At 63.7% G+C, this 26996-nt stretch carries 24 protein-coding genes and 1 other RNA gene; 21 read left to right on the top strand and 4 right to left on the bottom strand.

The window, feature by feature from the left end; translation table 11 throughout:
- Nucleotides 1-30 precede the first annotated feature (30 nt).
- The 16 genes from PSO31014_RS13465 (at nt 31) to cysM (ending at nt 17155) form a co-directional block, all read left to right on the top strand.
- Nucleotides 31-912 (top strand): branched-chain amino acid ABC transporter permease, encoded by an 882-nt coding sequence (locus PSO31014_RS13465; protein WP_150552070.1) that lies wholly within the window; start codon nt 31-33, stop codon nt 910-912.
- Nucleotides 905-1861: a branched-chain amino acid ABC transporter permease gene (locus PSO31014_RS13460; RefSeq protein ID WP_246176626.1), complete on the top strand. Its 957-nt coding sequence runs from the start codon at nt 905-907 to the stop codon at nt 1859-1861. Before PSO31014_RS13465 ends, PSO31014_RS13460 begins: the two co-directional genes overlap by 8 nt.
- Nucleotides 1851-2558 carry an ABC transporter ATP-binding protein gene (locus PSO31014_RS13455; RefSeq protein ID WP_017232093.1) on the top strand — a complete coding sequence of 236 codons (708 nt, stop codon included), beginning with the start codon at nt 1851-1853 and terminating at the stop codon, nt 2556-2558. Before PSO31014_RS13460 ends, PSO31014_RS13455 begins: the two co-directional genes overlap by 11 nt.
- A complete protein-coding gene (locus PSO31014_RS13450) occupies nt 2555-3262 on the top strand; it encodes an ABC transporter ATP-binding protein (protein ID WP_246176625.1) in 708 nt (235 codons plus the stop codon). Before PSO31014_RS13455 ends, PSO31014_RS13450 begins: the two co-directional genes overlap by 4 nt.
- A 254-nt stretch (nt 3263-3516) precedes the next feature.
- On the top strand, nt 3517-5412 hold the full coding sequence (locus tag PSO31014_RS13445) for an ATP-binding protein (RefSeq protein WP_174976504.1): 1896 nt from the start codon (nt 3517-3519) through the stop codon (nt 5410-5412).
- Nucleotides 5409-6749, top strand: a complete 1341-nt coding sequence (locus PSO31014_RS13440; protein WP_150552068.1) for a sigma-54-dependent transcriptional regulator — start codon at nt 5409-5411, stop codon at nt 6747-6749. The genes PSO31014_RS13445 and PSO31014_RS13440 overlap by 4 nt, the downstream gene beginning before the upstream one ends.
- Before the next feature lie 508 nt (nt 6750-7257).
- The gene (gene cmk / locus PSO31014_RS13435; protein WP_150552067.1) at nt 7258-7953 is read left to right on the top strand and encodes a (d)CMP kinase; all 696 of its coding nucleotides are present in this window, start codon (nt 7258-7260) and stop codon (nt 7951-7953) included.
- A gap of 113 nt (nt 7954-8066) precedes the next feature.
- Nucleotides 8067-9770 (top strand): 30S ribosomal protein S1, encoded by a 1704-nt coding sequence (gene rpsA / locus PSO31014_RS13430; RefSeq protein ID WP_150552066.1) that lies wholly within the window; start codon nt 8067-8069, stop codon nt 9768-9770.
- Between the two features lie 12 nt (nt 9771-9782).
- Nucleotides 9783-10076 (top strand): integration host factor subunit beta, encoded by a 294-nt coding sequence (locus PSO31014_RS13425; RefSeq protein WP_017232087.1) that lies wholly within the window; start codon nt 9783-9785, stop codon nt 10074-10076.
- A 241-nt stretch (nt 10077-10317) separates the two neighbouring features.
- The gene (locus PSO31014_RS13420) at nt 10318-10611 is read left to right on the top strand and encodes a LapA family protein (RefSeq protein ID WP_150552065.1); all 294 of its coding nucleotides are present in this window, start codon (nt 10318-10320) and stop codon (nt 10609-10611) included.
- Between the two features lie 64 nt (nt 10612-10675).
- Nucleotides 10676-11851 (top strand): lipopolysaccharide assembly protein LapB, encoded by a 1176-nt coding sequence (gene lapB / locus PSO31014_RS13415; RefSeq protein ID WP_150552064.1) that lies wholly within the window; start codon nt 10676-10678, stop codon nt 11849-11851.
- 21 nt (nt 11852-11872) lie between these two features.
- Nucleotides 11873-13246 carry a UDP-glucose dehydrogenase family protein gene (locus PSO31014_RS13410; RefSeq protein ID WP_150552063.1) on the top strand — a complete coding sequence of 458 codons (1374 nt, stop codon included), beginning with the start codon at nt 11873-11875 and terminating at the stop codon, nt 13244-13246.
- 17 nt (nt 13247-13263) lie between these two features.
- Nucleotides 13264-14253: a D-glycero-beta-D-manno-heptose-7-phosphate kinase gene (rfaE1, locus tag PSO31014_RS13405; RefSeq protein ID WP_150552062.1), complete on the top strand. Its 990-nt coding sequence runs from the start codon at nt 13264-13266 to the stop codon at nt 14251-14253.
- A complete protein-coding gene (gene rfaD, locus PSO31014_RS13400; protein ID WP_150552061.1) occupies nt 14250-15254 on the top strand; it encodes an ADP-glyceromanno-heptose 6-epimerase in 1005 nt (334 codons plus the stop codon). The genes rfaE1 and rfaD overlap by 4 nt, the downstream gene beginning before the upstream one ends.
- Nucleotides 15255-15429: 175 nt before the next feature.
- Nucleotides 15430-16134, top strand: a complete 705-nt coding sequence (locus PSO31014_RS13395; RefSeq protein ID WP_150552060.1) for a ComEA family DNA-binding protein — start codon at nt 15430-15432, stop codon at nt 16132-16134.
- A gap of 118 nt (nt 16135-16252) precedes the next feature.
- Nucleotides 16253-17155 (top strand): cysteine synthase CysM, encoded by a 903-nt coding sequence (cysM, locus tag PSO31014_RS13390; protein ID WP_150552059.1) that lies wholly within the window; start codon nt 16253-16255, stop codon nt 17153-17155.
- A 108-nt stretch (nt 17156-17263) separates the two neighbouring features.
- On the opposite strand, the gene mltB is transcribed toward cysM, so the two are convergent.
- Nucleotides 17264-18493 carry a lytic murein transglycosylase B gene (gene mltB / locus PSO31014_RS13385; protein ID WP_246176624.1) on the bottom strand — a complete coding sequence of 410 codons (1230 nt, stop codon included), beginning with the start codon at nt 18491-18493 and terminating at the stop codon, nt 17264-17266.
- Nucleotides 18494-18923: 430 nt separating this feature from the next.
- Here mltB and PSO31014_RS13380 point away from each other — a divergent pair, with 430 nt between their 5' ends.
- Together PSO31014_RS13380 and PSO31014_RS13375 are read left to right on the top strand one after the other, a co-directional pair.
- Nucleotides 18924-19847 carry a histone deacetylase family protein gene (locus tag PSO31014_RS13380; RefSeq protein ID WP_017232007.1) on the top strand — a complete coding sequence of 308 codons (924 nt, stop codon included), beginning with the start codon at nt 18924-18926 and terminating at the stop codon, nt 19845-19847.
- A gap of 60 nt (nt 19848-19907) precedes the next feature.
- Nucleotides 19908-20732, top strand: coding sequence for an enoyl-CoA hydratase (locus tag PSO31014_RS13375; RefSeq protein ID WP_150552058.1), 825 nt, complete (start codon nt 19908-19910; stop codon nt 20730-20732).
- Between the two features lie 87 nt (nt 20733-20819).
- On the opposite strand, the gene PSO31014_RS13370 is transcribed toward PSO31014_RS13375, so the two are convergent.
- Together PSO31014_RS13370 and PSO31014_RS13365 are read right to left on the bottom strand one after the other, a co-directional pair.
- Nucleotides 20820-21602 (bottom strand): ferredoxin--NADP reductase, encoded by a 783-nt coding sequence (locus PSO31014_RS13370; protein WP_150552057.1) that lies wholly within the window; start codon nt 21600-21602, stop codon nt 20820-20822.
- A gap of 122 nt (nt 21603-21724) precedes the next feature.
- Nucleotides 21725-22606: an alpha/beta hydrolase gene (locus PSO31014_RS13365; RefSeq protein ID WP_425494877.1), complete on the bottom strand. Its 882-nt coding sequence runs from the start codon at nt 22604-22606 to the stop codon at nt 21725-21727.
- A gap of 393 nt (nt 22607-22999) precedes the next feature.
- On the opposite strand from PSO31014_RS13365, the gene PSO31014_RS13360 reads away from it, so the two are divergent.
- The 3 genes from PSO31014_RS13360 to PSO31014_RS13350 all read left to right on the top strand — a co-directional run bounded on the left by PSO31014_RS13360 (nt 23000) and on the right by PSO31014_RS13350 (nt 26654).
- Nucleotides 23000-23749, top strand: a complete 750-nt coding sequence (locus PSO31014_RS13360) for an electron transfer flavoprotein subunit beta/FixA family protein (protein ID WP_150552055.1) — start codon at nt 23000-23002, stop codon at nt 23747-23749.
- Nucleotides 23750-23763: 14 nt separating this feature from the next.
- The gene (locus PSO31014_RS13355) at nt 23764-24696 is read left to right on the top strand and encodes an electron transfer flavoprotein subunit alpha/FixB family protein (RefSeq protein WP_150552054.1); all 933 of its coding nucleotides are present in this window, start codon (nt 23764-23766) and stop codon (nt 24694-24696) included.
- Between the two features lie 176 nt (nt 24697-24872).
- The gene (locus PSO31014_RS13350; protein ID WP_150552053.1) at nt 24873-26654 is read left to right on the top strand and encodes an acyl-CoA dehydrogenase; all 1782 of its coding nucleotides are present in this window, start codon (nt 24873-24875) and stop codon (nt 26652-26654) included.
- 132 nt (nt 26655-26786) lie between these two features.
- Here PSO31014_RS13350 and ssrS read toward each other — a convergent pair.
- A non-coding RNA gene (ssrS, locus tag PSO31014_RS13345) (6S RNA) lies at nt 26787-26968 on the bottom strand.
- Between the last annotated feature and the right edge of the window lie 28 nt (nt 26969-26996).

The raw sequence follows: 26996 nt of genomic DNA, 5'->3' as shown, positions 1-26996 counted from the left end.
AACGACATCCTCGCTTGCGAAGGGACGAACGTGGAACTTCTTGCTTATGCCGTCATGGGCGGCATTCTGTACGGTATCTTTTTCACGCTGGTCGGCCTGGGACTCAATCTCGTGTTCGGCGTGATGCGGATCATCAATCTCGCGCACGGGCAGTTCATCGTGCTGGGCAGCTATGCGGCGTGGATGGTCTCGCATCATTTCGGCCTGAGTCCCTTGTGGGCCATTCCAGTATCGGTGGCCGCGGCAACGATCATTGGCTGGCCGATGTATCGGGCCGTCGTGCCGCGACTGCAGCGCAGCGACGACCCGGAGATGCTGTCGTTCATCCTGTTCTTCGGCATTGGCCAGATGCTCGAGTCGTTGACGGTACTGATGTTCGGCGCCGACCAGCGCTCGCTGCCCGACGATGCGCTCGGCAGCGGCAATCTCGGGGCCTTCGGCCAGCAGTTTCCCGATAGCTGGTGGTGGGCCGCCGGCATCAGCGTTGCGGCGCTGGTCGTGCTGTGGCTGTATTTCTCGCGCACGCGGTTCGGCTATGCAACTCGCGCAGTGATGGCCAATCGGGAAGAGGCCATTGCCACCGGCATCGACGTGCGCCGAGTGTCGACCATTGCGTTCGTCGCAGGTCTCGCGCTCGCGGGCATCGCGGGCGTGTTCGTGCCGTATCTCCTCGGCTCGGTGTCGCCCGACCTTGGCGACAACCTCACCACGACCGCGTTCGCGATCGTGGTCATCGGCTCCCTTGGCAATCCGCTTGGCACGATTGCCGGCGGGCTCGTGTTCGGTCTCGGCACGATGCTGATGCAAACCTATTACTCGTCGTGGTCGAACGTAGTGCCGTATGTGCTGCTGTTGATCATTGTGCTCATTCGTCCCTCGGGCTTGCTCGGAAAGGCGGTGCGTCTTGCTTGATACCACTCTGAACCCCACCGGACAGACGGCGCCGCGACGCTTGCGCGCACCGGCCATCACGCTTGCAGTGGTCGCCGCGATCTTCCTCGTGGCGCCTCGTCTGTACGCCAACCAGTCGCTGCTGTTCACGATCATGACGTTTATCGTGCTGGCGCAGGGACTCAACCTGCTGTACGGCTTCACCGGCTATTTGCCGTTCGGCTATGTGGGCTTTTTCGGCAGTGGCGCCTATGCAACGTCGCTGCTCGTGCTTCATACGCACATGCCCATACTCGTGTGCGTCGCGGGCGGCGGCCTCGCGGCCGCACTGCTCGGGCTGGTGCTCGGGCCGTTGTTGCGGCTCTCGGGCGCCTACTTCTCGATCGCGAATCTCGCCGCGTCGCAGATCATCTACTTCGTCGTGTCGAACCCGAACCTGTCCGACGTGACCGGCGGCCCCTACGGACTCAAGATCGAACAGGTCTACAGTCCGGGCGCAAGTTACGCCTGCATGCTCGGCGTTTTGCTCATCGCGTGTGCATTTGCGGCGTACTTCCGCACGTCCGGCTTTGGCATGTCGCTGCGTGCGGTCAAGCAGGATCCGGTGAGCGCGGCGATGGCGGGCGTCAACGTTGTGCAGGTGCGTCTCGTCGCGTGGCTGGTGTCGGCATTGATCGCCGGGCTCGCGGGCGGCACCTACGCATGGGGCATTTCGGTGTTCTATCCCGACGCGGTGTTCACGTTGCAGTTCTCGGTGTTCGCCATCGTGTTCGCACTTTTCGGCGGAGTCGGCACGGTCATCGGGCCCATTGTCGGCGCGGGGCTGCTCTACGTCCTGTATGCGGCGATTGGGATTTCCACGCCACAGTACTTCCAGTTCATCTATGGCGGTCTCATCGTGCTGCTCGTGCTGTTTCTGCCGGGTGGCCTCCTGTCGCTGCTGCAACGTCGGGGTATCCATGTCTTCTGAATTGTTGCAACTGGTGGGCGTTCACAAGCGCTTCGGCGCACAGGTCGTGCTCAACGATGTGAACTTTGCTGTCGTGCCCGGCGAGATCGTCGGTCTCGTCGGCCCGAATGGCTCCGGCAAGACGACGACCATCAACGTGATCTCGGGGCTCCTGCAGGCCGACGAAGGGGCGATCGATTTCCTCGGGCAAACGATCAACCGCATGCCGATGCACCGGCGTGTACACCTTGGCATCAACCGTACGTTTCAGGTGCCGAAGGTGTTTCGCGACATGACAGTGCACGAGAATGTTGAAGTCGCGGCGCGCAGTGTGCGTCTGGATCCCCGCGAGATCGGGCCGATTCTCGAAGACATCGGTCTCGCCAGCGTGGCGTCGCGGGTCGCGGGTTCGCTGACGGTGAATCAACAGAAGCTACTCGATCTCGGACGGGCGCTTGCCACGCGGCCGCAACTGCTGCTGGTCGACGAGATTGGGGCGGGACTCAATCCCGCGGAATTGAACGTGATCGCCGAGTTGCTGCAACGACTGTCGGCACGTGGCATCGCAATGATCGTGGTCGAGCACTTGCTCGATTTTCTCAACCGCATCACCGAACGCGTGATCGTGCTCGGCGCCGGGCGCATGTTGTTCGAGGGACCGCTGGCGTCGGCCGCGCGCGACCCCGAGGTGATCGCTGCATTCATTGGAGCGGCATGATGACGGCATCCCTGGTAATCGAAGGCGTGGAGGCCGGCTATGGCGACATGCAGGTACTCTGGGGCGTCGATATGCGGGTCGAGCCTGGGCAAACCGTGCTGTTGCTCGGTGCGAACAGCGCGGGAAAGACGACGCTGCTGCGCACACTGATTGGGCTATTGCCGTGCACGGGCGGGCGCATCACGCTCGATGGCGAGCGCATTGACACGTTGCGGCCCGACCAGCGGATTCGGCGCGGCATCGCGTTCATGTCGGAGCTCGGCGTATTTCCGACGCTGTCGATCGACGAGAACATCGCGCTCGGCGGCTATTTCATGCCCGAAGCGAAAATCCGACAGCGCAAGGAAGTGTTGTTCGCGCTTTTCCCCGCACTGGCCGCGAAGCGGCGCGCGGCCGCGGCAAGCCTGTCGGGGGGGCAACGCAAGATGCTGGGCATCGCGAAGGTGCTCATCGCCGAACCCCGCCTCCTGTTGATGGACGAGCCGTCCTCCGGTCTCGCGCCTGTGTTCGTCAAGCATGTGATCGACGCGTTGCGCACGGCCATTGGCGACGGAACCTCGTTGCTGATCGCGGAGCAGAACATCGCGTTCCTCGATCTCGCCGATCGCGGCTATTTGCTCGATCACGGCAAGGTGCGCGTATCGGGCTCGCGCGCGGAGCTCGAAGCGAGCGACGCAGTGCGCGAGACCTACTTCGGGTTGTAAGGTTCGTCTGGCGAACGATATCCGGGATGTCGGCGTGTTGTCATCCCGGACACACGACGCGGGTCTGATGAGGCCCCCCTCGCGGGGAAGGATCGAGCGGAACAGGGGCTTCGGGCATGCCGGACAAGCGCTTATGCCGATGGCAGTTGCGAGCCGCACCGTTAGAATGATGGCTTCAGAGGAGACGGTGCGATGGGGCGGTGGGCAATGGACGTTCGCGGGCCCGCAGGGCGCGGGCTTGCGGGGAGGCGGTCGTGAAGTTCGTCAGCGCAACGTCGCGTCGCACGCGTGTTCTGCTCGCGCTCGTGGTCGCGTTCGCCTTGCTGACTGTGGTGGCTGCATGGGTGGCCTATCGTTACGCGGAGCAGGTGGAGATCCGCACGCTGCGAGACACCGCCGCGCACCGGCTCGACGGCTACGAGAATGCGCTGACGAGCGAGGTTCGACACTACAGCTATCTGCCGTCGCTCGCGAGCCTGAATGCCGACGTACTATCGATGCTGCGCCATCCGACCGATCGCGATCTGGTCGCACGGGTCAATGCCTATCTGCAGACCGTCAATGCAGACGCGGGCTCCAGCGCGTTCTACGTGATGGACAAGCAAGGCAACACGCTCGCGGCGAGCAACTGGAACCAACCGAAGACGTTCGTCGGGTCGAACTTCTCGTTCCGCCCGTACTTTATCGGCGCCATGCGTGACGGCCATGGCCGTTTCTACGGGCTGGGCACCGTGAGTAATGAGGCGGGCTATTTTCTGGCCGAACCGATCTACGACGACGCCCATCGCGTGCTCGGCGTCGTGACGCTCAAGGTCAATCTCGATCGGATCGAATCGGTCTGGCGACAGGGCGCCGAGCCCGTTCTCGCCATCGATTCGCATGGCGTGATCATGCTGTCGTCGGTGCCGGGGCTCAAATACAGGACACTGCGCCCGCTGTCGGCGGCCGCGCGCGCCGAGATCGTGAGTACGCACCAGTACGATGCGCCGGGCGCACTCATGCCCGCTGGCTTCTCCATCGAGCGCACACTCGCACCCAACGCGTGGATCGAATCGGTGGCGCGCGACAATCCGCTGGCCACCAGCCTGCCGACCCCACAGCCGTTCCCAACCGAGTTCCTGGTCGTTACCCGTCCCGTATCGGGCACCGACTGGCACATTGTCGTGCTGTCGAATCTCGCACCCGCGCGAGCGGTGGCACGTGCATTGGCCCGATCCGCCGCGCTGGGGCTCGCATTCGTCGTCGTGCTGGCGCTGACCGTGTGGCAGCGGCGGCGCATCGTCGCGCAACGGCTCGCACTGCGCGAAGCGCTGCAGCAACTGAACGAGGAGCTCGAGCGCAAGGTCGCGCGGCGCACTGCGGCGCTCAGCCGCGCGAACCGCAATCTGGAGCATGAGGTCGCGATGCACAGGGAAACCGAAGCGCAGCTCAAGGCCGCATTCGAGGAGCTTGTGCAGGCGGGCAAGATGGCGGCGCTCGGGCAGATGGCGGCGGGCGTCACGCACGAACTCAATCAGCCGCTCGCGGCCCTGCGCACGCTGTCGGACAACGCGCTGACGTTCCTCGAACGGGGCCGGGCGAGTCACGCCGAGGCCAATCTTCGGATGATCGGCGAGTTGATAGAGCGAATGGGGCGGATCACGTCGCAACTGAAGCGCTTCGCCCGCAAGGCGCCGACGCAACTCCAGCCGGTCGTTGCCGCAGAAGCGATCAATAACGCGCTGTTCCTCGTTGGGCAGCGGCTGCGCAAGGACCGGGTCGAGCTCACGTTCGACCCGCAATTGGCCGGCGCGCGCGTGCTCGCCGATGCAAATCGGCTCGAGCAGGTGCTGGTGAACCTGTTCGCGAATGCGCTCGACGCAATGGCTACCACCCCGGTGCGCCGACTCGAAGTGACGGTCGAGACCGATAGCGACAAGACCGTGATCCGGGTGCGCGATACCGGCATGGGGCTTTCAGAGGCCGTGCGCGCGCGGCTCTTCGAACCCTTCTTCACGACGAAGGAGCAGGGTACGGGGCTGGGCCTCGGCTTGGCGATCTCCGAGGGCATCGTGCGTGAGTTCAGCGGTTCGCTGAAGGCCACCGACCGGTCGGTGGGCGGCGCCGAATTCAGTATTCATCTACGGACGTACAGGGAGGGCAACCCGTGATCCCAGACAGCTTGCGCGTGCTGCTCGTGGAGGACGACGCGGCCGTGAGGCTCGGTACCGTCCAGGCGCTGCAGCTTGCGGACATCGAGGTCGACGCGTTTGGAAGCGCCGAGGAGGCCCTTGAACACATCGACGGCGATTTCCCAGGTATTGTCGTCAGCGATGTGCGCCTGCCCGGTATGACGGGGCTCGAACTGCTCGAACGCGTGAAGGCGATGAGCGCGTCGATGCCGGTCATTCTCGTGACCGGGCACGGCGACATCGCGATGGCGGTACAAGCCATGCGCCTCGGCGCTTACGACTTCGTTGAAAAGCCGTTCGCGTCGGAGCGGATCGTCGAGCTTGCGCGACGTGCGCTCGAGCACCGACGTCTTACGCTTGAACTGACGGCCGTGCGCAGGCAGCTCGAGAGTCGCGATCGTATCGATGCGAGGATCCTTGGGAATTCCCGACCCGTGGAGCGTTTGCGCAAGCTGATCCTCGAACTCGCCAATACCGATGCGAACGTGCTGGTGTTCGGCGAGACGGGCACCGGCAAGGAACTCGTTGCGCGCTGCCTGCACGACTTCGGCCCGCGCCGCGACAAACCCTTTGCCGCGCTGAACTGCGCGGGCCTTCCCGAATCGTTGTTCGAGAGCGAAGTGTTCGGCCATGAGGCGGGCTCGTTCACGGGGGCGTTGAAACGTCGCATCGGCAAGCTCGAATTTGCGCAGGCCGGCACGCTCTTCCTCGACGAGATCGAGACGATGCAGATGGCGCTCCAGGTCAAGTTCCTGCGTGTGCTTCAGGAGCGCCAGTTCGAGCGGATTGGCTCGAACGAACTGCTGCCGATGAATTGCCGGATCATTGCCGCGACGAAGGCGGATCTGCTCGAGCTCGCACGCCAGCAGCGGTTTCGCGACGATCTCTACTATCGGCTCGGGGTGATCGTGCTCGAAATCCCCTCGCTGCGGGAGCGTCGCGAAGACATTCCGCTGCTGTTCGAGCACTTCGTGCTTCGGGCCGCGGCGGCGTACGGCCGTCCGGTGCCGGAGATCGGCGTGGAGCGTCTGAATCGGCTGATGGCGCGCCCGTGGCCCGGAAACGTGCGCGAACTGTGCAACGTCGCCGAGCGCTTTACGCTCGGACTCGGGACCGGAGATCCGGACGACGGCCCGCAGGGGACGCCGCGCACGCTTGACGAGCAGATGAACCTGTTCGAGCGGCGTTTCATCGAAGAGGCGTTGCGCGCGTCCGGCGGACGCGCATCGCTCGCTTGTGAGAAGCTGGGCGTGCCCCGAAAGACCTTGTATGACAAGATGCGGCGCCTCGGTATCGCGTCCGATGACTTCAAGTGAAAGGGGGCAAGGGAAGCGATCGGGCCCATCGGCCGGTCGTTCTCCCGGCCGCCGCGTGACCGCCATTCCGACGGCGCCTCAGTCACCCGCGAGGCACGACGGCTATACTGGTCGGGTCAGCGTGGCTTGCGTTCGCCGCAGGTCGCCGAACCGATGGACGCGATCCCCCATTTGCCACCCCGACCCCGGGCAGTTCGAAGGCGGGACAACGCGCGGTGGCGAATTCGCATAGCGGCCCCTCGTGGTCGCCGCGGCCCGGTTGCCCGGATCTACCTCACCGACGCGCTTGAGCGCGCCCGCAAGCCCGATTCATCGGTGCGAACCACGTGGCGTGTCGCCCTGCCGCTCGAGTGGGTCCCCATTCGGACTGGCTAAGGGATAATCGCGATCTTGCTCGGCGGTCGAGTTTTCGGCCTGGGCCGAGGGTGCCTGCGCAAAAATGGTAATCGTTACTATTTGCGCACGAGATTTCATTTTTTTGATGTTTTGAACACACAGAGACGAAGGGATGCCTGATTTCACGATGGTGGACGACTCGATTCCGGTCATTACGGTGGATGGCCCAACGGCATCCGGCAAAGGGACGGTGGCACACCGTGTGGCCGATGCGCTGGGCTTTCACTATCTCGACAGCGGGGCGCTATACCGGCTGACGGCGCTGGCGAGCGCCCGGCACGGGATCGATCCGGACGACGTCGGGGCGCTGGCGGTGCTCGCCGAGACGCTCGATGTGCGGTTCAAGGAGCAGCGCATCTGGCTGGCCGGGGAGGACGTCACCGACGCGATCCGGGCCGAGGCGATCGGCAACCGGGCATCCAGCATTGCCGTGCACAAGGCGGTCCGCCAGGCGCTCAAGGCGCTTCAGCGAGCCTTCAAGACCGCGCCGGGCCTCGTTGCGGACGGTCGCGACATGGGCACGGTGATCTTCCCGGAGGCGGATTTGAAGGTGTTTTTGACGGCCACCCCCCAGGCGCGCGCCGAGAGGCGTTATAAGCAATTGATAGAAAAAGGATTTTCTGCTAACATAGACAGTCTGATGCTGGATCTTGAGGCGCGCGATGCGCGGGATCGTACCCGTGCCGAGGCGCCGCTACGGCCAGCAGAGGGTGCGCGAGTACTCGACACGTCGGGGCTCAACGTCGATCAGGCGGTGGCCCAGGTGCTCGAATGGTTCGCGCAAGTGCAGTATCCGCAAGGCGCCTGACAGGGTGTTTCATGCAGTCACCCGTCGTGGCTTTGTCAACCTTTAACCCAACCGTTGTGCGTGATCGTCACCCCCCCTTCGGGAGACGGACGTCAGCGGCGTAATCCACATTTATGTCCGACCTGCAAACCTCGACTAACGAATCATTCGCGGCACTCTTCGAAGAGTCGCTCTCCCGTCAAGACATGCGTGCTGGTGAAGTCATCAGCGCAGAAGTCGTTCGGGTTGACCACAACTTTGTGGTCGTCAACGCCGGGCTCAAGTCCGAAGCGTACATCCCTATCGAAGAATTCCTGAATGATCAGGGCGAGGTCGAAGTTCAGGCCGGCGATTTTGTTTCCGTGGCGATCGACGCCCTGGAAAACGGCTACGGCGACACCGTGCTGTCGCGCGACAAGGCCAAGCGTCTGGCCTCGTGGCTGCAACTGGAAAAGGCCCTCGAATCGGGCGAGCTCGTGACCGGCACGATTACCGGCAAGGTCAAGGGCGGCCTGACCGTCATGGTCAACGGCATCCGCGCATTCCTGCCGGGTTCGCTGGTGGACACGCGTCCGGTCAAGGACACGACCCCGTACGAAGGCAAGACCCTCGAATTCCGCGTGATCAAGCTCGACCGCAAGCGCAACAACGTTGTGCTCTCGCGTCGTGCCGTGATCGAAGCCACCCAGGGTGAAGAGCGCGCCAAGCTGCTCGAGACGCTCAAGGAAGGCGCGATCGTCAAGGGCGTGGTCAAGAACATCACCGACTACGGCGCATTCGTCGACCTCGGCGGTATCGATGGCCTGCTGCACATTACCGACATCGCCTGGCGTCGTGTGCGTCACCCGAGCGAAGTGCTGTCGGTTGGCCAGGAAGTCACCGCCAAGATCCTCAAGTTCGATCAAGAGAAGGGCCGCGTCTCGCTGGGCGTCAAGCAGCTCGGCGATGATCCGTGGGAAGGCATTGCTCGCCGCTACCCGCAAGGCACCCGCCTGTTCGGCAAGGTCACCAACATTACCGACTACGGCGCGTTCGTCGAAGTGGAATCGGGCATCGAAGGCCTGGTTCACGTGTCGGAAATGGACTGGACCAACAAGAACGTTGCTCCGACCAAGGTTGTCCAGTTGGGCGACGAAGTCGAAGTCATGGTGCTCGAGATCGACGAAGACCGTCGTCGTATCAGCCTGGGCATGAAGCAGTGCAAGGCGAACCCGTGGGATGACTTCTCGCGCAACTTCAAGAAGGGCGACAAGATCAAGGGCGGCATCAAGTCGATCACCGACTTCGGCGTGTTCATTGGTCTGGCGGGCGGCATCGATGGCCTGGTTCACCTGTCGGACCTGTCGTGGAGCGAAACCGGCGAAGACGCCGTGCGCAAGTACAAGAAGGGCGACGAAGTCGAAGCCGTGGTTCTGGGTATCGACGTCGAGAAGGAACGCATCTCGCTGGGTATCAAGCAGCTCGAAGGCGATCCGTTCAACTCGTTCGTGGCCATCCACGACAAGGGCTCGATCGTTGACGGTACCATCAAGGCCGTCGACCCGAAGGGTGCCGTCGTGTCGCTGGGTGAGGACGTCGAAGGTTACCTGCGCGCTTCGGAAATTTCACACGACCGTGTGGAAGATGCCCGCAACGTGCTCAAGGAAGGTGAAGCCGTCAATGCAATGATCGTCAACATCGATCGCAAGTCGCGCAACATCAACCTGTCGATCAAGGCGAAGGATTCGGCTGAACAGCAAGAAGCGATCAGCAAGATGTCGTCGGATAGCTCGGCAGCGAGCGGCACCACGAATCTGGGTGCCCTGCTCAAAGCCAAGCTGGACAGCCAGAATCAGTAAGGTCCGAGGCCTATGACCAAGTCTGAATTGGTCAACCAGTTGGCGGCGCGGTTTCCCCAGTTGGTGCTCAAGGATGCCGATTTCGCGGTGAAGACCATTCTCGATGCGATGGCAGACGCGCTTGCGCGCGGTCATCGAATCGAGATCCGCGGTTTCGGTAGCTTCGGGCTCAACCGTCGGCCACCGCGTGTCGGCCGCAATCCGAAGTCGGGTGAGAAAGTGATGGTGCCGGAGAAATTCGTGCCGCACTTCAAGCCCGGCAAGGAGTTGCGAGAGCGGGTTGACCACAAGGCGTCGGACCAATAAGGCCCTTTGGGATCTACTACGCAAGAAAAGCGCCTTCGGGCGCTTTTTTTGCATTTGGCGGGGAGGCGTGCGGGCCATTGACGCCAATGTGAAGCTTGCTGCAGTAACGGCGCCTGACGGAGCACATCCGGTACAATACGGCCACGTGCCGGCCCGGGTGCGTCGGCGGCATCGATGCCGTGGGCCCGGGACCGCTCAAGTCGCAAAACATACGGCAACCCTGCCGCAGGAGCCTTTCGGCATGAAGCTGATTGTTTGGATCGTTCGTCTTATCGTGTTTGTGGTGTTGCTGTGTCTCGCGCTCGCCAACACAGGCGAAGTCACGTTGAACCTGTTCCTGGGGCATACGTGGACGGCACCGCTCATCATGATCGGCCTGGCGTTTTTCGTGGTCGGTGGCGTCATCGGCGTGCTCGCCACGTTGCCGAGCCTGATGCGTCAGCGCCTGGAGCTACGCCGTGCGCGGCGCGATCTGGCCCGTGCGCAACGCGACCCCGAGGCGGGGGACCAACCGCCGATGCTGCCGCCGGTCTAATTCGGGCGACACGGCGCGCGACGCTCGCCCTCTTCATCGACTGTTTCAACGACAACACGCATTCATGGAATTCGAGGTCTGGTGGCTCTTGGCCATCCCCGTGATTTTTGGCTGCGGCTGGGTGGCCGCACGCCTGGATCTGCGCAGCTTGCTCTCCGAGAGCCGAAGTCTGCCGGCGTCCTATTTTCGCGGTCTGAACTTCCTGCTCAACGAGCAGCCCGACAAGGCGATCGATGCCTTCATCGAAGTCGCCAAGCTCGATCCCGAGACCACCGAGCTGCACTTCGCGCTGGGTAGTCTGTTCCGTCGTCGCGGCGAGACGGAGCGCGCCATTCGTGTGCACCAGAACCTGCTCTCGCGCCATGACCTGCCGTCAGCCGATCATGAACACGCGCTCTACGAACTCGGCCACGATTTTCTCAAGGCGGGGTTGCTGGACCGTGCCGAAGAGGCGTTCGGCCGACTGCACACTGGGGCTTATGCCAAGGCAGCGCAACACGCAAAGCTCACGATCTATCAGATCGAGAAGGAATGGCACAAGGCGCTGACCGAGGCCGAGGCGCTGAGTGACCTCGACCCTGCCGTGTCGTACCGCAAGGAGATCGCGCAGTTCCACTGCGAGCTGGCGCAGGAAGCGCTGCAACGCAAGGACGCCGGCGCCGTTACGCAGGCGCTGGACGCTGCGCTCGCGGTCAATCCCGCCAATGTGCGTGCGCCGCTGCTGCGCGGCGACATGCTGCTCGCCGCGGGCGACGCCGAAGGCGCGTTGCGCGTGCTTCGCACCATCGAGCAGCAGAATCCGGTGTACCTCGGCCTGGCGGCCAAGCGCCTGATGCGGGCGTACGAGGCATTGGGCCGGGCGAAAGAAGGGCTCGCCGTGCTGAGCGATGCGCTGCGCAAGAATCCATCGGACGATCTGCTGGAGATCGTCTATGAGCAGTCGATTGCCCTCGAAGGCCCGGAAGCGGCGCTCAAGCTCATGCGCGAACAGATGCACCGCGCGCCGAGCGCGCCCGGTATGGTGCGCCTGCTCGAAGCACACGCCGCCACGGCGCAGGGCGACACGCAGTCGGACCTGCAACTCATGGGCAAGCTCATCACGCAGCGTACCAAGTCGTTGCCCCGGTATGTCTGCGACCAGTGCGGCTTCCGCGCGCGATTGTTCTATTGGCAATGCCCCGGCTGTAACGGCTGGGAGACCTATACGCCGCGACGTGTCGACGTGCCGGCGGCCTCCTAATTACTCTTAGCTCGCGCAATCATGAAAGTCACTATCATCGGCTCCGGATACGTCGGCCTCGTCACTGGGGCGTGCCTGGCGGACGTCGGCAACGACGTGTTTTGCCTCGACGTCGATCCGCGCAAGATCGAAATCCTGAACAACGGCGGCGTACCGATTCACGAACCCGGCCTGCAGGAAGTCATCGCGCGCAATCGCGCCGCCGGCCGCCTGCAATTTTCGACGGATGTCGAGGCCTCCGTCGCCCATGGCGACGTTCAGTTCATCGCCGTGGGCACGCCCCCGGACGAAGACGGCTCGGCCGACCTTCAATATGTCGTGGCCGCGGCACGCAACATCGGCCGTTACGCCAAGAGTTTCAAGGTGATCGTCGATAAGTCGACAGTGCCGGTCGGTACGGCCGACAAGGTGCGTGCCGCGGTGGCCGACGAACTCGGCAAGCGTGGCGAAAACGTGTCGTTCTCCGTCGTTTCGAACCCCGAATTCCTGAAGGAAGGGGCGGCGGTGGACGATTTCATGCGCCCGGATCGTATCGTGATCGGTGTGGACGACGACACCGACGGCCAACAGGCGCGCGCGATGATGAAGCGCCTGTATTCGCCGTTCAACCGCAACCACGAGCGCACCTTGTACATGGACGTGCGCTCGGCGGAATTTACCAAGTACGCGGCAAACGCCATGCTCGCCACGCGCATCTCGTTCATGAACGAAATGGCCAATCTGGCCGATCGCGTCGGCGTGGATATCGAAGACGTGCGCAAGGGCATTGGTTCGGACCCGCGTATTGGCTACCACTTCCTGTATTCCGGCTGCGGGTACGGCGGCTCGTGCTTCCCGAAGGACGTCCAGGCGCTCGTGCGCACCGCCGAGGACTATGGCCTGCCGTTGCGAATTCTCAACGCAGTGGAAGCCGTCAATGAAACGCAAAAGGCCGTGCTGATCGACAAGATTGTCAACCGCCTCGGCGACGATCTGTCGGACAAGACGTTCGCCTTGTGGGGGCTGGCGTTCAAGCCGAACACCGACGACATGCGCGAAGCCCCGAGCCGCCGCGTCATCGCCGAGCTGGTGCGTCGTGGCGCCCGGGTGCGGGCTTACGATCCGGTGGCGCTCGACGAAGCGCGCCGCGTGGTCGCGCTCGACTTCGCAGGCGATGCCGAGGCGCGCGCCCGCATCGAATTCTGTGCCACGCAGAACGACACGCTGAACGGCGCCGACGCGCTCGTCATCGTCACGGAATGGAAGGCGTTCCGCAGCCCGGACTTCGCGCGTGTGAAGGCGGCGCTTTCGCTGCCGCTGATCTTCGATGGCCGGAATCTGTATGAGCCCGACGCCATGAAGGAGCTGGGCATCGAGTACCACGGCATCGGCCGTGGGTTGCACGAGTCGGCCTGAGTCACGAGGAGCGACAGATGACTTTGACCGCAACTTCGCTCACGCGCACGGTGCAGGCACCCGGTGTGCCCACCGTGCCTCGCGCGGCGTTCAGCCGCGCGCGCGTGCTGATCGTCGGCGACGTGATGCTCGATCGATACTGGTTTGGCGACGTCAATCGCATTTCGCCGGAAGCGCCGGTGCCGGTGGTGCACGTCACGCGCAATGAGGAGCGGCTCGGCGGTGCGGCGAACGTGGCGCTCAACGCTGCGTCGCTGGGGGCGCAGGCGGGTCTGCTTTGCGTGCTGGGTGAAGACGAACCGGGCGAGCGCGTCGTCGACCTGCTCGACGAGAGCGGTGTGACGGCCTTTGTGACCCGCGACGCCGATCTGGCGACGACGATCAAGCTGCGCATCGTGTCGCGTCAGCAGCAATTGCTGCGCATCGATTTCGAGAATCAGCCGGCCCGGGAAGTGCTGCTGGCGGTGCTCGATCAGTATCGCCAACTGCTCGACAGCTACGACGTCGTGCTGCTCTCGGATTACGCCAAGGGCGGCCTGACGCATGTGCAGCCGATGATCGAAGCTGCGCGCGCCGCAGGCAAAATGGTACTTGTCGACCCGAAGGGCAGTGATTACGAGCGATATCGCGGTGCCAGCATCCTGACGCCGAACCGCTCTGAATTGCAGCAAGTCGTGGGCGAGTGGCGCTCGGAAGACGACCTGACGGCCCGCGCGCAGACCCTGCGTGAGTCGCTTGATCTCGAGGCATTGCTGCTTACGCGCTCGGAAGAGGGTATGACCCTCTTCACCGCGAGCGGCGCGCTGCACGTGCCGGCGCAGGCGCGCGAAGTGTATGATGTTTCGGGCGCGGGCGACACCGTGATCGCAACGCTCGCCGCATCGCTTTCTGCGGGTCTGCCGCTCGCGCAGGCCGTTGTGCTCGCCAATCGCGCGGGCAGTATTGTCGTCGGCAAGCTGGGTACGGCGACTGTGGACTATACCGAACTCTTTTCCGAACTGACATGACCATCATCGTGACCGGCGCCGCGGGCTTCATTGGCGCCAACCTCGTCAAAGCCCTCAATGAGCGTGGCGAGACCGACATCGTGGCGGTCGACAACCTCACGCGCGCCGACAAGTTCCGCAACCTGGTCGACTGTGAGATCAGCGATTACCTCGACAAGACCGACTTCGTCGCGCGCTTCCAGCGTCGTGAATTCGGCCGTGTGCGCGCGATTTTCCACGAAGGCGCCTGCTCCGACACGATGGAGACCGACGGCCGCTACATGATGGAGAACAACTTCCGTTATACGCGCGCGTTGTTCGAAGCGTGCCAGGCGCAGACCGTGCCGTTCCTCTACGCCTCGTCTGCGGCGACGTACGGTGCGTCGGAAACGTTCGTGGAAGCGCGTGAATTCGAGAAGCCGCTCAACGTCTATGGGTATTCGAAGTTTCTGTTCGACCAAATCGTGCGACGGGCGATGCGCGACGCCGGCGGCAAGCTTCCGAGTCAGGTGGCCGGTTTTCGCTACTTCAACGTCTATGGCGCGCGTGAGGCGCACAAGGGGCGTATGGCCTCGGTCGCTTTCCACAACTTCAACGAATTCCGCGCCAATGGGCGGGTGAAGCTCTTCGGTGAATACAACGGCTACGCTGCCGGTACGCAAAGCCGCGACTTTGTGTCGGTGGAAGACGTGGTGAAGGTGAACCTGCACTTTTTCGACCATCCTGAGCGAAGCGGCATCTTCAACCTCGGCACGGGCCGTGCCCAGCCGTTCAACGATATCGCCGTGGCCGTGATCAACACGCTTCGCGCCGAAGCGGGTGAGTCGGCGCTGTCGCTCGACGAACTGGTCAAGCAGGGACTCGTCGAGTACATTCCATTCCCGGACGCACTGCGCGGTAAGTACCAATGCTTTACGCAGGCGAACATCGATCATCTTCGCCAATCGGGCGGTTATCAGCCGCCTTTCTACACGGTGGGCGAAGGTGTCTCGCGCTACGTGCGCTGGTTGCTCGCGCAGTAAATGGCGAATCGCAGCGCCAGACCGACGGGGAGCCCACTGGCTCCCCGTTTTGTTGGATGTTGTGGGCGTGCGATGTCATCCGTAGCCGTTCCTGGACGTTAAGCCATAATCGGGGTGTCGAGGATGTCCACGATATCCGCGATATCGGCCCGAGTGACTTCATAAGGAACAGATCATGCTTCGCAAGTTCTTGCTGGCGGTTGTTGCCTTTTTCACCCTGTGCGGCCTGGCCATGGCTGCTGTCGACATCAATACCGCCGACCAGGCGCAGCTCGAATCGCTCAAGGGCATCGGGCCGGTCAAATCCAAAGCCATCATCGACGAGCGTAACGCCCACGGCCCCTACAAGGATGCGGCGGACGTTGCCAAACGCGTCAAGGGGCTGGGCGCCAAGTCCGTGACCACGCTTCAGTCCGAAGGCATGACGATCAACGGGCAGGGTGGGGCCGCGGTGCCTCCTGCGGCCGCCAAATCGGCGCCTGCGACCGCACCGGCCAAACCGATGGCGCCTGCCGCGCAAACGCCTGTGGCCCCTGCGACGACCGCCAAGCCCATGACGCCGGCGGCGCCTGTGCCGTCGACGACGATGCAAAAGACGCCTGTGCCGACGCCTGCCGCCGGTTCGACGATGAAGCCCGCGGCGCCAGGTGCGGCGACTATGTCGGCCAAGCCCTCGGCGCCGGCGGCGGCATCCGCCGCAGGCGCATCGGACGCGAAGGCGACCCGGTCGAAGAAGTCGAAGGATGCCAAGGCGGCCAAGGCCGGCGCGGCCCCTGCCGCGGCATCGGCGCCGGCGGCCGCGCCCGCCGCAGCCCCGGCAAAGCCCTCCAAATCCAAGAAGGCCAAGGCTCCGGCGGCGGCTAGCGCACCGAAGCTCTGACGCCCGACGGGCGGCCGGGCATCGCCATTGCGATGTCCGGCCGAAATCCGCACGCCTGAGCGCGGACATGGCCGGTGGATTAGAATGTTCCGATTCCCGACCTAGACAGCTTAGCGCAATGGCCTACAAGACTATCGAAGACACCATCGGCAATACGCCGCTGGTACAACTGATGCGTTTGCCCGACGACGAAATCCGTCGCCGCAACAACGTGATTCTCGGCAAGCTCGAGGGCAACAACCCGGCGGGGTCGGTGAAAGATCGTCCTGCGTTGTCGATGATCAAGCACGCCGAATTGCGCGGCCGCATCAAGCCCGGCGATACGCTGATTGAAGCCACCTCCGGCAATACCGGCATTGCACTGGCGATGGCTGCTGCGGTTCGTGGCTACAAGATGATCCTCGTCATGCCGGAAGATCTCTCCATCGAGCGCCGTCAGAGCATGGGCGCCTATGGCGCCGAGATCATCTTGACGCCAGTCAAGGGGGGCATGGAATACGCCCGCGATCTCGCCGAGCAGATGCAGCGCGACGGACGCGGCATCATCCTCGACCAGTTCGCCAACCCGGACAACCCGCTTGCGCACTACGAGACTACCGGTCCGGAGATCTGGCGCGATACCGAAGGGCGCATCACTCACTTCGTTTCCGCGATGGGTACGACGGGCACGATCATGGGCGTATCGCAGTATCTGAAAGAGCAGAGCGACGCGGTGCAGATCATCGGCGCCGAGCCGGCCGAAGGCTCGCGCATCCCGGGCATTCGAAAGTGGCCGGAAGCGTACCTGCCGAAGATCTTCGATCGGGCACGTGTGGATCGCACCATCTCCGTGACGCAGGCGGAAGCGGAAATCATGGCGCGCCGTCTTGCGGCGGAAGAGGGGATTTTCTGCGGCATCTCGGCTGCGGGCGCCTGCCAGATTGCGTTGAATCTGGCGCATGAAGTCGAGAATGCCACCATCGTGTTCGTGGTATGCGATCGCGGCGACCGTTATTTGTCGACCGGGGTGTTCCCGGCGTAATGTGCCGCGGTGCCCGGCACGCGCACGTGACGGGAGGCCGCACCATGAACAACGGGACCCAGTGGGTCCCGTTGTTCATGGCGTGTGAGGCTGGGTTGGCGTTCTGTCTTACGGAGCGCGTGCCGCCTTGATCGCGTCGGCAAGATCGTACACCGACATCGCGTAGAAGAAGCTGCGGTTGTAACGCGTGAGCACGTAGAAGTTGTTCAGGCCCATGCGATATTCGGTGGCGTGTCCCGGCGTAGGCAGATCGACGATGAGCACCGGTGTGTCGAGCGACGCCCCGACATCGAGCCGCGGCTCGTTCATCAGCATGCCTGCCTTGATGAAGTCACCGAGCTTCCAATGCGGCTCGGGTTGCCCGTCGGCGCCCGCTTCGGCCAATCCCTGACTGCCGCGATCCCCGGCGATATTCCAGACGATCGGTTGTTTCGCCTGCCAGCCGTGTTGCTTGAGGAAATTGGCGACGCTGCCGATGGCGTCGGCCACATCGTTCGTGAGGTTGATCTTGCCGTCGCCGGTGTAATCGACGGCGTAGTTGCGGATCGAGGACGGCATGAACTGCGGAATGCCGATGGCGCCCGCGTACGAACCGTAGATGCCGAACGGATCGACACCTCGCTCGCGTGCGTAGAGCAACAAGTTTTCCAGCTCGTTGCGAAAGAGCGCCATGCGCTCCGACCGGTTGCGTGCGGGCGGATAGTCGAACGCCAGCGTGGTGAGCGCATCGATGGTGCGGAAGTTGCCCATGTTGCGACCGTAGATGGTCTCGACGCCGATGATCGCGACGATGATCTCCTCGGGCACCCCATACTGCTTGGCCGCGCGCGCGAGTGCCGCCGCGTTCTGGTTCCAGAAACGCACACCGCCATTGATGCGCGTGCTGTCGAGAAAATTCCGCTCGTACCGTGCCCAGTTCTTCTGACCGGGCGTGGCGGGTGGTGCGGCCAGACGCGCGGCCGTCTGCGAGAACACCACGCGCGAGAAGACTTTCTGCAGCTCGGCGCGATCGAATCCGTCGCGCGCCACGAGGTCGTTGACGAACGCGTCGACCTCGGGGTTCGCCGCATAGCGTTGCGGTACGACCTCTTCCTCGAAATCCGCCTTCGCGACCGGCTTGCCGCGGGCTTGCGCGTGCACGCCAGCGGACGACAGCGCTAACGTACCGACGCAAAGCAGCACGCTGAACGCATGCGCGAGCCGCGACAGTGGCGAGAGGGAAGGGAAGTCGGCACGTTTGCGCAGGGCAGCCGCGCGGGGGCGGTCAGTGTCCGGTCGATGGGGCGGGCGCGTGTGCGCCGGCGAGAGCGAATCGTACATCCGTACCGGTGATGTCATGCTGTCTGTCAGGCCTGTATGAAGTCCGAAGGCAACGCAGCCACCTTGGCCGCCGTCGCGTTAGTCGCGTTGACGCTTTCGTCAGGGCGCGCGGCAGTGATCCGACGCGCGCCGATAACGAGAGCGTCAACCATTCATGCCGGTTCCCGCCGTCCCGAAATTCGGGTGAACGGCCCTTGCCGGCTGACACGGGTCTGCTGGGAGACTGCCTGGCAGTATAACCGAGTGCACCTGTGATACCTTAAGGCCTGAGCACTGTCCGTGACAGGGCTCATGGGGGATGCCGGCCATCGGCAAGCGAATGCCAGTGTAGTGCGGCATTGCATGTCAGGCGCTCCGCCCGGCCGCTACCGGACGCGAGGCTCACGGCACGGCGGGCATCTCCCACCCGTTCCACCATAACGATTCGAAGCGATAGGCGACACACCGAATGGCTACCGGGTTTTATACGCACCCCGATTGCATCCGTCACGAAATGGGCGAGTGGCATCCGGAATGTCCCGAACGGCTGCGTGCCATCGAGGACCAATTGATCGCAGGGCGCATCGACGGCCTGCTCGAGCGCCGTGAAGCCCCGGCCGCCGACGAGGCCAGCCTGCGGCTCGTGCACACGCAGGATCACATCGACTTCATTCGCGACAACATCCCCGAGTCCGGCTATTTCCCGATCGATCCCGATACGCTGCTCAACCCGTATTCGTGGCGTGCGGCCACGCGTGCGGCCGGTGCGGCGATTGCGGCGACCGATGCCGTGCTGCGCGGCGAGCTCGACAACGCGTTTTGCAGCGTTCGCCCGCCGGGCCATCACGCCACGCCTACGCGCGCCATGGGCTTTTGTCTGTTCAACAACGTGGCGATCGCTGCTGCGCACGCGCTCGAAGTGCACGGACTCTCGCGGGTGGCGATCGTCGACTTCGACGTGCATCACGGCAACGGCACGGAAGCCGCGTTCGGCAACGATGAACGCGTGCTGATGTGCGGCATTTTTCAACACCCGTTCTACCCGTTTTCCGGCGCGGTCGATCCGGCACCGAACATGCTCAACATTCCGATCGCCGCGCGTACCTCGGGCATGCAGGTCCGCGAGGCGATCGACTACGGCTGGTTGGGTCAACTCGATGCGTTCCGTCCGGAAATGATCTTCTTCTCGGCGGGCTTCGACGCGCACCGCGAAGATGACCTCGGCAATCTGGGGCTGACCGAGGCGGACTTCGCGTGGATCACCGAACGCGTGAAAGCGGTGGCGGATCGTCATGCGAAGGGGCGTATCGTGAGCTGCCTGGAGGGCGGCTACAACCTTTCGGCGCTCGGACGCAGTGTCGTGGCGCATCTGAAAGTGCTCGCCGACGTTTGATATTTCGCGCTGGACGACTGTGCGATGCCGCGCGAGACGACGCGGTACGGGAGAGAGACCATGACCGGATCCGAAGCGACGACAGCGGCGCCTGAGCCGCTTGTCCTCATCACGCGAAGTGAAGGCGAGCTGGCCGGTGTGGTCACGCTGACGCTGAACCGCCCGCGCCAATTCAATGCCCTCTCGATAGCGATGCTCGACGCGCTGCAAAGCGCGCTCGACGACACGGCCCGCGATGCCGACGCACGCGTGGTCGTGCTGGCCGCTGCCGGTCCGGCGTTCTGTGCCGGACACGATCTCAAGGAAATGCGCGCCGAACCGTCGCTCGACGGCTACCGCGCGCTGTTCAATCAATGCACGCGCGTGATGCTGACGATGCAGCGCATGCCGCAGCCGGTGATTGCCCGCGTGCATGGCATTGCGACGGCGGCGGGATGTCAGTTGGTCGCGATGTGCGATCTGGCGGTGGCGACGTCGGCGGCGCGCTTCGCTGTCTCCGGCATCAACGTCGGCCTTTTCTGCGCGACGCCGGGTGTGGCCCTCTCGCGCAATCTCTCGCGCAAGCAGGCGATGGAGATGCTGCTCACGGGCGATTTCATCGACGCGGAGACGGCCCGCGAGCGCGGTCTCGTCAATCGTGTGGTGGCGATGGAGCGGCTCGACGCGGAGGTGGCGGCACTCTGCCGCTCGATCCTGGCGAAGCCCGCCGCGGCGGTGGCAGCGGGCAAGGGGTTGTTCTACCGGCAGGTCGAGACCGGCATCGAGGCGGCTTATCAGATGGCGGGGCAGACGATGGCCTGCAACATGATGGACGAATGCGCGCTGGAAGGGGTGCAAGCGTTCATCGAGAAGCGCGCCCCCGACTGGGCGATGCGGTCCGACTGACGGGGACGGCGCCCCGAAGCCCCCGATGCGCCCAATGCGTTTTGGGCGCCGAACGCCCTCATCGGACCTTGTTGCGGTTCTCGCGCCTTACCACTGCTTTTCCAGCACGAGCGGCCCGGGCATCGCCGTACGGCTCACGGCGTATCCCTTGTCGGTGAACCAGGCGCGCAGCGCCTTGATCATGTCCGGATTGCCGCAAACCATGATGCGCGACGTGGCCGGGTCGAGCGTCGCCCCCATTGCCTTCTCCAGTTCGCCGGACGCCAGCAGCGACGTCACACGTCCGTTCAGCGCGCCTGGCGTTTGCTCGCGCGTCACGCACGCGGCGTAATGCAGTTTATCGACCAGCGACGGATCGACGTCGGGGTGCGAGAAATGCTTCAGCTCGTCGTAATAAGCGAGGTCGTGCTCCCATCGCACACTGTGCACGACGAAGAGGCGTTTGAAGCGGTGCCATACCGCGGGGTCGCGCAGGATCGACACAAAGGGTGCCAGGCCGGTACCGGTGGCGAGTAGCCAGAGGTCTTCGCCGCCGGTGAATCGGTCGAGCGTCAGGAAGCCATAGGCGGTGTGATCGACGAACAGCGTGTCGCCGACCTTGAGCTGCGCCAGGCGCGGCGTGAGTTTCCCTTCCGGAATCGTGATTAGGTAGAACTCCAACGTATCCTCGTTGGGCGAGTTCACCAATGAATAGGGGCGCCAGATCATCTCGCCGCTTTCGCTGTCGTCGTCGGGAAGTCCGAGCCGCACGAACTGTCCCGCTGTAAATTGCAGACCGGGCGGTCGCGTGGTCTTGATACTGAAGATCGTCGGCGTCCAGAAATGCATGCCGGTGACCGTTTGCGGCGAGTATTTCGTCTGCGTTTGCATGCCGGAGGCTCCTCGCGGTTCCACACGTCTTCAGTGTAGCGCGCAGCGGGGCCGCGCGTGACGAGACCCTGCTCGCGTGCGGGGTTCCGGGCATGCGTCGGGTGCCTGGCCGACGCCAATGCTCACACGCGGTCGTGGACCCCGACGGTCGGTTGCGTCGGCTGCGCCGCTGGCGTCTCGGGCAGGTGTTGCATCAGCCACTGTGTCAGTTCGTCGATGACCATTTCGCGATCGAGGTCGTTGAGCGTTTCGTGAAAGTGTCCGGGATAGAGGCGCAGTGTCTTGTCCTGCGAGCCCGCGTTGCCGTGAAATTGCTCGCTTGCCCATGGCGCGGTGAGTCGATCGGCGGTGCCGTGGAAGACGTAAAGCGGCAGACGTAGCGCGTCGGCGTTGGCGTGAATGCGCGCCATCGCGTCGAGCAGCTCGGCGGCGGTGCGCGCCGGTGTACCGCGATAGGCGTTGAGCGGATCCTGCTTCGCGGCGGCCACCACGGCCTTGTCGCGCGCGATCATGGCAGGATCGATCTTGAAGACGGGCACCTTGGGCAGCCAGCGCGACACCCAGCGCCCGGCTTTCATCATCCATGGGGCGACGGGCTCGCCCGGCGCGAGCGCCGGGCTGCTCAGCATCAGTGCGCGCACGTTCGCCGGTGCCCGGGTGATGGTGTACAAGGCCGCGATGGCGCCCCCCATGCTGTGGCCGAGCAGGAACAACGGTGCCGGACCGAACTGGGTGCGCACGTGCGTGAGGAAGATTTCAGTGTCGTCGAGGTACTCGTCGAAATGCTTCACAAAGACGCGTGCGCCGCCCGAGCGGCCGTGCCCGCGAAGGTCGTAAGTGACGGTGGCGAGGCCTTGCGCGGCGAAGTGCTCCGCCAGGCGCGCATAACGCCCGCCGTGCTCGCCCATCCCATGGACGATGGCCACTACCGCGCGCAAGCGCGCCCCCCCGGTATCGGGCGTCCAGCAATGGACGTGCAGTGAAAGACCGTCGCTCGCAAGCAGGCGCGATTCGGAATACGTAGTCATGTCTCCTCCTGGCGCGTTGGCCGGGTGGCCGTCACGCTGGCGATGGCACACCGATGATCGGGTGCGCCATTCGATCATAGGCGCCCGAGCCGCGGGGTGATTTCTCTAGAGGAAATGCACCACACAGGGACTGGCTGCACGCCGTGATTTCCATAAAAATAGCACGATCGTTCGAGGTTGATCGGCTACGTGACAGCGCGCGCTGGTCGCGTTTTGGCGTCACTGACTTGCGGATTGTGCATTTGCGGAAAATCAGGCGGGCATCACGGATTGACGCAACAAAATGCATTGAATTGACAATAAATACGTCATTCGCTGTGTGGTTATAATGACAGCGGATTGACGTTAACGTAACTTTGGAGCGAGTTCATGAAGATCCTGGTACCGGTCAAACGGGTAGTGGATTACAACGTAAAGGTTCGCGTGAAGAGCGACGGCAGTGGAGTCGACATCGCGAACGTGAAGATGTCGATGAATCCGTTCGACGAAATCGCGGTGGAGGAGGCGGTGCGCCTGAAGGAAGCGGGCGTGGCGACCGAAGTGATCGCGGTGTCGGCGGGGGTGGCGCAGGCGCAGGAGACGCTGCGCACGGCGCTGGCGATCGGCGCGGATCGCGCGATCCTGATCGAGTCGGACGACGAGCTGCAACCGCTGGCGGTGGCCAAGTTGCTCAAGGCCGTGGTTGACAAGGAACAGCCGCAACTGGTGATCCTGGGCAAGCAGGCCATCGACGACGACTCCAATCAAACCGGACAGATGCTCGCGGCGCTGGCGAAGCTGCCGCAGGCGACGTTCGCCTCGAAGGTGACGGTGGCGGACAACCGCGCTCAGGTCACGCGCGAAGTCGATGGCGGGCTGGAGACGGTGTCGCTGTCGCTGCCGGCGGTGATCACGACGGACTTGCGCCTGAACGAGCCGCGTTATGTGACGCTGCCCAACATCATGAAGGCGAAGAAGAAGCCGCTGGAGACGGTCAAGCCGGCGGATCTGGGGGTGGACGTGACGCCGCGCCTGAAGACGCTCAAGGTGGTGGAGCCGCCCAAGCGCAGCGCGGGGGTGAAGGTGGCGGACGTGGCAGCGCTCGTCGAGAAGCTGAAGCTTGAGGCCAAGGTCATCTAAGGGGAGACGACGAGATGAGCATTCTTGTAATTGCTGAACACGACAATCAATCGATCAAGGCTGCGACCCTGAACACGGTGGCCGCCGCGCTGCAATGCGGCGACGACGTGCATGTGCTGGTCGCGGGCAACAACGCGAAGGCCGCGGCCGATGCTGCGGCACAGATCGCCGGTGTGAAGAAGGTACTGCTGGCCGACGCGCCGTACTTCGGCGACGGATTGGCGGAAAACATCGCTGACGAAGTGGTCTCGCTGGCGGGCAGCTACAGCCACATCCTGGCGCCGGCCACGGCATACGGCAAGAACATCGCGCCGCGCGTGGCGGCACTGCTGGATGTCGCACAGATTTCGGACATCACGAAGGTCGACAGCGCCGACACGTTCGAGCGCCCGATCTACGCGGGCAACGCGATTGCGACGGTGCAAAGCGCGGACAAGGTGAAGGTGATCACGGTGCGCTCGACGGGGTTCGATCCTGTTGCGGCGAGCGGTGGGAGCGCAGCGGTGGAAGCCGTGGCGGCGACGCCGGACGCGGGCGTGTCGCAGTTCGTGGGTCGTGAAGTGACGAAGCTGGACCGTCCGGAACTCACGAGCGCGAAGATCATCGTCTCGGGCGGCCGGGGTCTGGGCAGCGGGGAAAACTATACGAAGGTGCTCGAGCCGCTGGCGGACAAGCTGGGCGCGGCGCTGGGCGCGTCGCGCGCGGCGGTCGATGCCGGTTATGTGCCCAACGACTACCAGGTCGGTCAGACGGGCAAGATAGTGGCGCCGCAGTTGTATGTGGCAGTGGGCATTTCGGGCGCGATCCAGCACTTGGCGGGGATGAAGGATTCGAAGGTGATCGTGGCGATCAACAAGGATCCGGAAGCGCCGATCTTCTCGGTGGCGGATTACGGTCTGGTGGGCGATCTGTTCACGGTGGTGCCGGAGCTGACGGGCGCGCTGTAAGCGAGTCCTGAGGTGAGGCTGCGGGAACGTGTCCCGCAGCCGATCCGCATGAGGAGGCTGGCCCGCGACGGCGCGACGTCTTCATGCGAATCGGTCAAACAAAAATATAAAGATATCCTAAGCATCTCGGCATTCGCCGTCATCCGCAGACAATCGGAATTCGTTGGAGGAACGACATGAGTTATCAGGCCCCGATCAAGGACATGCAGTTTGTGATGAACGAACTGGCGGATCTGACGAGCATCTCGGCGCTGCCGGGCTATGAGGACGCTTCGCCTGAACTCGCGCAGGCGGTGCTCGAGGAAGCGGCGCGCTTCAATCAGGAAGTGCTGGCCCCGCTGAACGTTATCGGCGACCAGCAGCCGAGTACGTGGAAGGAGGGCGTCGTCACGACCACGCCGGGCTTCAAGGAGGCGTTTCGTCAGTTCTCCGACGCGGGCTGGCAGGGCGTGGTGCATCCGCAGGCGTTCGGCGGCCAGGGGCTGCCGAAGCTGGTCGCCACGCCATGCACGGAAATGCTCAATGCCGCGAACCTGTCGTTCGCGCTGTGCCCGTTGCTGACCGACGGTGCTGTCGAGGCATTGCTCACCGCCGGCACCGATGCGCAACGCGCGCTCTACGTCCCGAAACTGCTGTCGGGCGAGTGGACCGGCACGATGAACCTGACCGAGCCGCAAGCGGGCTCCGATCTCGCGATGGTGCGCACGCGCGCCGAGCGGGAGGCCGACGGTACGTATCGCATCTTCGGCACGAAGATTTTCATTACGTTCGGCGAACACGACATGGCGGAGAACATCGTGCATCTCGTGCTCGCCCGCACCCCCGATGCGCCTGCGGGCGTGAAGGGCATTTCGCTGTTCATCGTGCCCAAGTTCAACGTCGACGCCGAGGGCAATCTCGGGGCGCGCAACGATGTGCACTGCGTGTCGATCGAACACAAGCTCGGCATCAAGGCGAGCCCGACCGCGGTGCTGCAGTTCGGCGACAACGGCGGGGCGACGGGCTACCTCGTCGGCGAAGAGAATCGCGGCCTTGAATACATGTTCATCATGATGAACGCCGCACGCTTCGCGGTCGGCATGCAAGGCGTGGCCATCGCCGAACGTGCGTATCAGCATGCCGTGGCGTACGCCCGGGATCGTCAGCAAAGCCGGCCGGTGGACGGCTCGTCGCGCGACGCCGTGGCCATCATTCATCACCCGGACGTCAAGCGCATGCTCATGACGATGCGTGCGCTGACCGAAGGCGCGCGTGCGCTCGCTTACGTGGCGGCCGCGCACGCCGATATCGGTCATCATGCAGCAGACGCCGCCGAACGCAAACGCGCACAGGCTGTCTATGAATTCCTCGTGCCGATCGTCAAGGGCTGGAGCACCGAGATGTCGCTGGAGGTGACGAGTCTCGGCGTGCAGGTGCACGGCGGCATGGGCTTTATCGAGGAGACGGGCGCGGCGCAGTACTACCGCGACGCGCGCATCCTGCCGATTTACGAAGGCACGACGGCGATTCAGGCGAACGATCTGATCGGCCGCAAGACGTTGCGCGACGGCGGCGCCGTCGCGCGTGCCCTGTGCGAGCAGATCAAGGTCACGGAAAACGAACTGCGTGCGCTCGGCGGCGTGGGGCAGGGCGTGGCAGACCGTCTGGCGAAGGGGCGCGAAGCGCTCTCGATCGCGGTCGACTATGTGCTCGCGAACACGCAGGACAATGCGAATGCGGTGTTTGCAGGCAGCGTGCCGTATCTGACGCTTGCCGGTATCGTGCTGGGTGGCTGGCAAATGGGACGCGCGCTGCTGGCCGCACAGACGTTACGCGATCAGGATCCGTCGTTCTACGATGCCAAGATCGGTACCGCGCGCTTCTTTGCGGATCACTTTCTCACGCGTGCCCCGGGCCTTGCGCTGGCGATTACCGAGGGCGCGGCGTCGACCCTGTCGTTGAGCGAAGCGCAGTTCTGATCGGCCTGTCACGCTGGCGTGGCGCGATCGAGGGAAAGGCGGCCTGCGGGCCGCTTTTTTTGCGCGAGCGCGACGTGCGGACACGAACGCAATGGATAAAAAAAACGGCACTGCATGCGCAGTGCCGTGTATTGGGTCCCCGCCTCAGCCGCTAAGCCGGCATCCTGAACCGTGAGGCTCAAGGTGGTCGCGGTTAGTAACGCTTCGGGTTCATCAGACAGAGTGACGATCACACCAGCACTACAAACTTCCGCAACCTGCAACAGATCATTGGTTCAAGGAATCTATGACTTTCGCGAACCAGGCAGGGAAAACTAACTTTTTGAATCGAACGGCAGCCAG

It is taken from the genome of Pandoraea soli (assembly GCF_902459595.1).
GTDB classification, from domain to species: Bacteria; Pseudomonadota; Gammaproteobacteria; order Burkholderiales; family Burkholderiaceae; genus Pandoraea; species Pandoraea cepalis.
The sequence above is the reverse complement of the archived record's forward strand: the minus strand, read 5'-3'. Positions and strand labels throughout refer to the sequence as shown.